The sequence below is a fragment of the Pseudomonas sp. 2725 genome (assembly GCF_050434585.1).
GTDB classification, from domain to species: domain Bacteria; phylum Pseudomonadota; class Gammaproteobacteria; order Pseudomonadales; family Pseudomonadaceae; genus Aquipseudomonas; species Aquipseudomonas jessenii.
Genome location: NZ_JBNDIV010000008.1, coordinates 329,990 through 336,731, shown reverse-complemented (window position 1 = coordinate 336,731; position 6,742 = coordinate 329,990). Strand labels below are relative to the sequence as shown.

Genomic DNA, 6,742 nt, shown 5'->3' with positions numbered 1-6,742 from the left:
AACAACTATCTGTCGCCAATAGCCATGGAGCAAAAAGCGGCATAAACACCGTAACCGGTGTCCGGGATTACTTGACCAGTTCAGCTTGCTCGCGAAGGCGGAGTGCCAGTCGACATCTCTGTTGAATGACACAGCGCTTTCGCGAGCAAGCCCGCTCCTACAGGGGTCGGTCATGGCATTTCCGGCAGTTCCTGTGGCCGCAGGTCAAAGACCAATACTTCAGCATCCACGCCATTGCTCAAGGTCAGTACCTGTTCTTCGCGAACCCGCACACCGTCGCCTTCCTGCAACAACACACCGTTGAGTTCAACGCTGCCCCGAGCCACATGCACATAGGCGTAGCGGTTGGCGGCGAGCTCCAGGGTGGCGCTTTCCTTGCCGTCGATCAGGCCGGCATACACCCGTGCATCCTGACGCACCTTCAGCGAACCCTTGGCGCCGTCCGGCGAGATGATCAGTTGCAGGCGCCCGCGTTTCTTCTGGGGGCTGAAATGCTCTTGCTGATAGCGCGGTTTGGCGCCGCTGACGTCGGGCACGATCCAGATTTGCAGAAAGTGCACCGGCCGGGTTCCGGAGTGGTTGAATTCACTGTGGGCCACACCGCTGCCTGCGCTCATCAGTTGCACGTCGCCGGGGCGGATCACGGAACCTGTGCCCAGGGTGTCCTTGTGTTCCAGGGCACCTTCAAGCACATAGGAGAAAATCTCCATATCGCGGTGCGGGTGCTGGCCGAAGCCTTTGCCGGCGGCGACGCGGTCGTCGTTGATCACCAACAGGTCGGAAAAACCCTGCTCTTTCGGGTTGCGATAGCTGGCGAAGGAAAAGGTATGGAACGACTTCAACCAGCCGTGATTGGCCAGGCCACGATCCGAGGCTTTGCGAAGAGTCAGCATGATGAAATCTCCTTTGGGGACGTGAATTCGTCCGAGTGAGGAGAAGGTTAATGGTTACTGGTTGATTCAATAAGTAGGTTGAAATTGAAATACTGTCTCTTTCAGGTTGACAGTATTCGGGCACGAATCAGTTATTCTTTTCCGATGCCTGGCCTGTGTTTGTCCATAATGCACAGTACCGAAACCTGTGGGAGCGAGCTTGCTCGCGATAGCAATTTTCCAGTCACCTCATCTGTCGAATGTGATACTGCCATCGCGAGCAAGCTCGCTCCCACAAAGGGATAGCGCTCGACAAACCGACCTTATTTGATCCCAGTGAATTCCAATCCATGAAAACCGTGGCAATGGTGCTGTTTCCCGACTTTCTCCTGCTCGACATGGCCGGGCCCATGGAAGTGTTTTCCATCGCCAATCGTTATCTGAAACCCGAAGATCACTATGTGCTGACGACCATCGGCACCGAGCCCGGCGCACTGCGGGCGTCCAACGGGGTGAGCGTGCACGCCGACCGGCACATCGATCAGGCCTGCGAGGGTTTTGATTTGCTGCTGGTGCCCGGTGGTCCCGGTGCCTACAACGAAAAGCATCCGCCATTGCTCGACTGGCTCAGGCACAACGTCAGCCGGTCCGCCGGTTATGGCTCGATCTGCACCGGGGCGTTCGTGTTGGGGCATGCGGGTTTGCTCGACGGCTATCGCGTCACCACCCACTGGCACTACACCGAGCGGCTGATCAAGGGCTTTCCGAAGGCGACCGTCGAGACCGATCAGATCTTCGTTCAGGACCGCAACCTGATCACTTCCGGTGGCGTCACCGCCGGGATCGACCTGGCCTTGTCGGTGGTCGCCCAGGATCATGGCAAAAAAGTCGCCCAGGACGTGGCCAAAGTGTTGCTGGTGGTCATGAAACGCCAGGGCGGGCAAGCGCAGTTCAGCCCGTTGATGGCGGCGGTGGCCCCTCACGAAACGGCGATTACCCGGGTGCAGAACCATGTGCTTGAACATCTCGATGAAACCTACAGCATCGAGCGAATGGCCGGTCTGGCCAACATGAGCCCGCGTCATTTCGCCAGGGTGTTCGCCCGGGAAGTGAACATGACGCCGATGGAGTTTCTGCAAAGCGCGCGTATCGATTGCGCCAGGAACCTGCTGGAAACCACCGAGTTGCCACTCAAGACCGTGGCCTTCAAAAGCGGCTTCGGCAGCGTGCGGCACATGCGTTTTCTGTTCAGTGAAAAGCTCGGCCTGACTCCAACCCAATACCGCGAGCAGTTCAGCTAGCTCGTATGTCCGTCGTGCGCACCGCAATGGCCGTGACGCTCCCCCCGCGGCAGTTGTACCGTCACCGAGGCCTGCCAAGATACCGCTGAACTCATTGCAAGGACGGTGCAGAGCCTGGGCTGGAAGCCAGGCTTGCAGCGAGTGACAGCCCATGAACAGCCTCAGAGATATAAACAGCGAAGCGGTGCTGCAATTCGGGCCCTACGCTTTCCACCTCAGTCAGCGACTGGTGCTGGAGGGCGATCGACCGCTGCGCCTGGGCGGCCGCGCCCTTGACGTGTTGCAGGTGCTGGTCGAACACGCAGGCTCGGTTGTCAGCAAGGAAGAGTTGATTGCGCAGGTCTGGCCGCGCTCCGTGGTCGAAGAGATCAACCTGCGGGTACACATTGCCGCCCTGCGCCGAGCCCTGGGCGACGGCCAGAACGGCCAATGCTACATCGTCAACATTCCCCAGCGCGGTTACAGTTTTGTCGCCCCGGTACAGCATTCGCCGCAGCCCGTCTCGTTCCCGAGCGAGACCGTAAAAAAGCCCCTGCACAACTTGCCGGCGCGGCTCACGCCGATCACCGGGCGCGATGCGGTTGTCGGCAGCCTGGTGCGGCAGTTGCCGGTGCGCCGATTCATGACCCTGGTCGGGCCTTGCGGGATCGGCAAGACCACCGTGGCGCTGCGCGTGGCCGAACTGTTGTTGCAGCACTATCGGCACGGCGTGTGGCTGGTGGACCTGGCGGCGATCGATGACCCGGCGCAAGTGACCGACCACCTCACACGAACCCTTGGGCTGGAGGTCGGCACCACGCTGGAGGCGCTGGCGCAGCGGCATGCCTTGTTGGTTCTGGACAACTGCGAACACCTGCTCGAACGCTGCCAGACGTTGATCGAAACACTGCTGGCTTCGCTGCCTCGTCTGTCGATCCTCGCCACCAGCCGCGAGCCGCTCCAGGCAGCGGGCGAAACCGTATTGCGTCTGCCACCGCTGGCGGTGCCGCCGGTGTCAGCGCTGCGCAGTGTTGACGAGGTCATGGGCTATTCGGCGGTGCAGTTATTCGTCAGCCGTGCCCGGGCTCGTCAGCAAGGGTTCACCCTGCGCGAACAAGACCTCAAGACTGTACGGGAAATCTGCCGGCGCCTCGACGGCCTGCCGCTGGCGATTGAATTGGCGGCGGCGCAAATCGATGCGCTGGCGCTGGTGGGGTTGCAAGCGCAACTCGATAACTGTTTTCAATTGCTGTCCCAGGGCCGCCGCACGGCCGTGCCCCGGCACCAGACGCTCAAGGCGGCGCTGGACTGGAGCTACGAACGTTTGACTGCCGTGGAGCAAACCGTGTTGCAGCGCCTGGCGGTGTTCAAAATGGCCTTCACCCGGGACGCAGCGATTGGCGTGATCTGCTGCGACAGGCTGCCCGCCGCCGACCTGGTCAAGGTGATGGAAAGCCTGGCCCTCAAGTCGCTACTGACCCTGGAGCAGGGGAGGGAAGTGGCCCGTTACCGCTTCCTCAACACCACCCGCACCTATGCGCTGGAAAAACTCGAACTCAGTGGTGATTTGCGCGCCCTTGAAATGCGTTATGCCGGTTACGTCAGTCAAACACGCTGGCCCTCAGGCGGGCAGGTGGCATTGCAGCTCGTCGAGTAGCCGGCGAACGGTCATCAAGTCTGGCGTGGCGAAACCTTCGGTGTAGCGCTGATAGATCGGGGCCAGCAATTGATGCGCCCGCTGGGGATCGCCCTGACGCTGCCACAACTGCGCCAGTGAGGTGGCGCTACGCAGCTCCCAGGCCAGGGCACCCTGGGCCTTTGCCACGTCGAGTGCCTTGAGCAGCATGGTTTCGGCCGTCGCGGTCTGGAGCGGGCAATCGGTTGCCAGCAACGTCCTGGCCCTGGCCCGCAGTATCTCTGCCGTGCTCCAGTCCGAAACACCGCTTTGCGCACGTTCGAGCAAATCATCGTCGACACAGGTTGAATCCAGCGTGACCATGATGTCCTTGATCAAACCGACGCTTTGTCGGCCGATTGGCTGAACATCGGTACCGCCGATCACCCGCGCATAGTGTTGCGCCCAGTCATGGAACAGCAGGACCGAGTGCTTCCGCGCTTGTTGCAGCAGCAGGCGCAGGAGTTTGCGGGCGCTGCGGGTATCGCCGTTGTAGTGGGCGATCAGGCAGCCGGCGAGCGCCAGGGTGTAGCAGATCGACGTGCCGTGGTTGATCTGCAATGCGATGTCCAGCGCCTGGCGGGCAGTGCGCCAGGCCTGTTCCGGCTGGCCTTGCAGCCAGAGGATGCGCGCGTGGAGGGTCAGCGCCGCCACACTCTGGTCGTATTGCACGCCAAAGCCATGGGTGAAACGGTTGAGATGACCGCTGTGGGCCATGCGTTGCAGCACTTGTTCGGCATGCTCCCCTGCCTGATGCTGGTTGCCGGAGAAGTGCAGGGCGAGCACCCGCAATCGATGCATGCTCAGGGACATCAGGGCGTCGTCATGCAGCCCCAGGTGATCGAATTGCCGACTCTGTTCCAGGGCCATCTGGTATTGGCCGCAGCTGAGATTGACCGCCAGGTGCCCGGAAATCGCCCGCAACTGACCGGCCACATCGTTGAGTTGGCTGGCCAGGGCTCTGGCGCTGACGAAGGCGCCAACGGTTTCGCTGCTACCTCCTTGAACGTGATAACAGGCACTGCCCAAAGCCAGCTTGAGGGCCATCTGCAAGCGCGGGCAAGGCTCGGCAGACTGCTCGAGCAAGGCCAGCGCCTTGCGCACATAACCGCCGTGTTCCTTGAGCAGTGACAACTCCTGCCACAGCGGCGTGGACGTCGCGGCCAGGCGTATCGCCAGTGCCTGCGGCCCTTGCCCGTGCAAACCCCAATCGAGGGCTGCACGGATGTCCTCCAGGGCCCGGCCATAGCGTTCGAGCCACAAGCCGGTGGACGTTTTCTCCCAGTCGTCCTGCGCCTGTTGCATCGTTGCCAGGCAACGCTCGGCATGCCGCTCCCGCGTCCCGGGCAGGTCGGTGGTTTGCGCAAGTTTTTCCAGGGCATAGCTGCGGGTGGTATCGAGCAGGCGGTAGTAAACATCCTCGTCGCCCACCTCCACGTTCAACAGGGACTTGGCGACCAGTTGGGTGATCGAGCCGAACACCTCGCGCGGTTCGATGTGTTCGCCGACAATCACCGCCGCTGCGGACTCCAGGGTGAAACCGCCGCGAAACACACTCAGTCGGCGCAGGCAGGTCTTTTCGCAGGCGCTGAGTAGCTCGAAGCTCCAGTCCAGTGTCGCGCGCAGGGTCTGATGACGTGCCGGGGGCGTCTGGCTGGGCTGGGTCAACACCCGGAAGTTGCTTTGCAACTGCGTCAACAAGCCGGGCAATCCGAAGTTGCCCACTTGCGCCGCCGCCAGTTCGATGGCCAGTGGAATGCCGTCCAGTCGGTGGCAGATGTCGATCAACAGCGGCAGTTCATCGTCCGTCAGTTCAAAGCTGTCATGGCTGGCCATGGCCCGCTCGACAAACAGTTGCAGGGCGGAAAAGGTCATCGCCTGGGCGCAGTCGAGGACGGCGATGGGCGGAGGGCAGTCGAGTGATTCCAGGCGCTGGACGAATTCGCCTTCGGCCCGCAGGCTCTCGCGGCTGGTGGCGAGAATATGCACGTGCGGCGCACTGCGCAGAATGGTTTCGCAGAGATGGGCGATGGCGTCGACCAGGTGCTCGCAGTTGTCGATGACCAACAGCATTTGCCTGTCGCGCAGACAGTCGGCAATACCGCTCAGGGGGGCGTCGTTGTGCAGGGCCAGTTCGAGCAACGTCGCCAGATGACCGTCGATCATCAGCGGGCAGTTGATCGGGGCCAGGTCCAGCAGGCGAATGCCGTCCCGGTAGCGACCGATCATTTGTTCGGCGACCCGCAAGGCCACGGTGGTCTTGCCGATGCCGCCGGGACCGACGAGGGTGATGAAGCGCTGGCGTGGCAGTTGCACCACCAGATTGTCGACCAGGGTCTGCCGGCCGATCATTCGCGTGCGGCGCACCGGCAGGTTATGCCGGCTCGGTGCGCAAGCCTCGGGCGCTGGCGGTTGCTCGGCCTGCTCCAGTGAGTGCGGGGCGACGAAGCTGTACCCGCGCTGGGCCACGGTGACGATGTAGCGCTGGCCGGCCTGACCGTCGCCGAGCGCCTTGCGCAACGCGGCCATGTGCACCCGCAGGTTGATGTCTTCGACCACGCTGTTGGGCCAGACCCGGGCGATCAGTTGCTGCTTGCTGACCACGTTGCCGGCGTGCTCAAGCAGGATCAACAGGATGTCCATGGCGCGCCGCCCCAGGCGCAAAGGCTGGTCGGCCTCCATCACCAGGCGTTGTCCGGGGTAGACCCGGTAGGGGCCGAAATGCACAGCCTGTTCGGGGGAAAGGGTCAACGAGTCGCTCCTGCTGCATCCGTCTGGTACGCGGTTTTCGAGCATATTCCTCAGGTTTTTTACGGAGCGCAATGCGTCGCTTGGGTGACTGAAGGGGCAGGCCTTGACTCTAGCGTATCGGCCAGCGGCTGTCGGCCCCGTGATCGTTGGGCGCGACAGATGGA

The 6,742-nt window shown here is 62.0% G+C and carries 4 protein-coding genes; 2 read left to right on the top strand and 2 right to left on the bottom strand.

What is annotated here, in order from left to right:
- Positions 1 to 170 precede the first annotated feature (170 nt).
- Positions 171 to 893 carry a pirin family protein gene (locus tag ABIE16_RS23785; protein WP_057715517.1) on the bottom strand — a complete coding sequence of 241 codons (723 nt, stop codon included), beginning with the start codon at positions 891 to 893 and terminating at the stop codon, positions 171 to 173.
- A 329-nt stretch (positions 894 to 1,222) separates the two neighbouring features.
- Here ABIE16_RS23785 and ABIE16_RS23780 point away from each other — a divergent pair, with 329 nt between their 5' ends.
- Both ABIE16_RS23780 and ABIE16_RS23775 read left to right on the top strand, forming a co-directional pair.
- A complete protein-coding gene (locus tag ABIE16_RS23780; protein WP_090454681.1) occupies positions 1,223 to 2,173 on the top strand; it encodes a GlxA family transcriptional regulator in 951 nt (316 codons plus the stop codon).
- 151 nt (positions 2,174 to 2,324) lie between these two features.
- Complete coding sequence (locus ABIE16_RS23775) at positions 2,325 to 3,809, top strand: ATP-binding protein (protein WP_429522074.1); 1,485 nt, start codon at positions 2,325 to 2,327, stop codon at positions 3,807 to 3,809.
- Here ABIE16_RS23775 and ABIE16_RS23770 read toward each other — a convergent pair.
- Positions 3,774 to 6,578, bottom strand: a complete 2,805-nt coding sequence (locus tag ABIE16_RS23770) for an ATP-binding protein (protein WP_429522073.1) — start codon at positions 6,576 to 6,578, stop codon at positions 3,774 to 3,776. The genes ABIE16_RS23775 and ABIE16_RS23770 overlap by 36 nt on opposite strands.
- Between the last annotated feature and the right edge of the window lie 164 nt (positions 6,579 to 6,742).

What these genes read in the sequence shown, in the direction of transcription:
- ABIE16_RS23775 (WP_429522074.1), top strand. Translation starts at nt 2,325, where the DNA reads ATGAACAGCCTCAGAGATATAAACAGCGAAGCGGTGCTGCAATTCGGG.
- ABIE16_RS23780 (WP_090454681.1), top strand. Translation starts at nt 1,223, where the DNA reads ATGAAAACCGTGGCAATGGTGCTGTTTCCCGACTTTCTCCTGCTCGAC.
- ABIE16_RS23785 (WP_057715517.1), bottom strand. Translation starts at nt 893, where the DNA reads ATGCTGACTCTTCGCAAAGCCTCGGATCGTGGCCTGGCCAATCACGGC.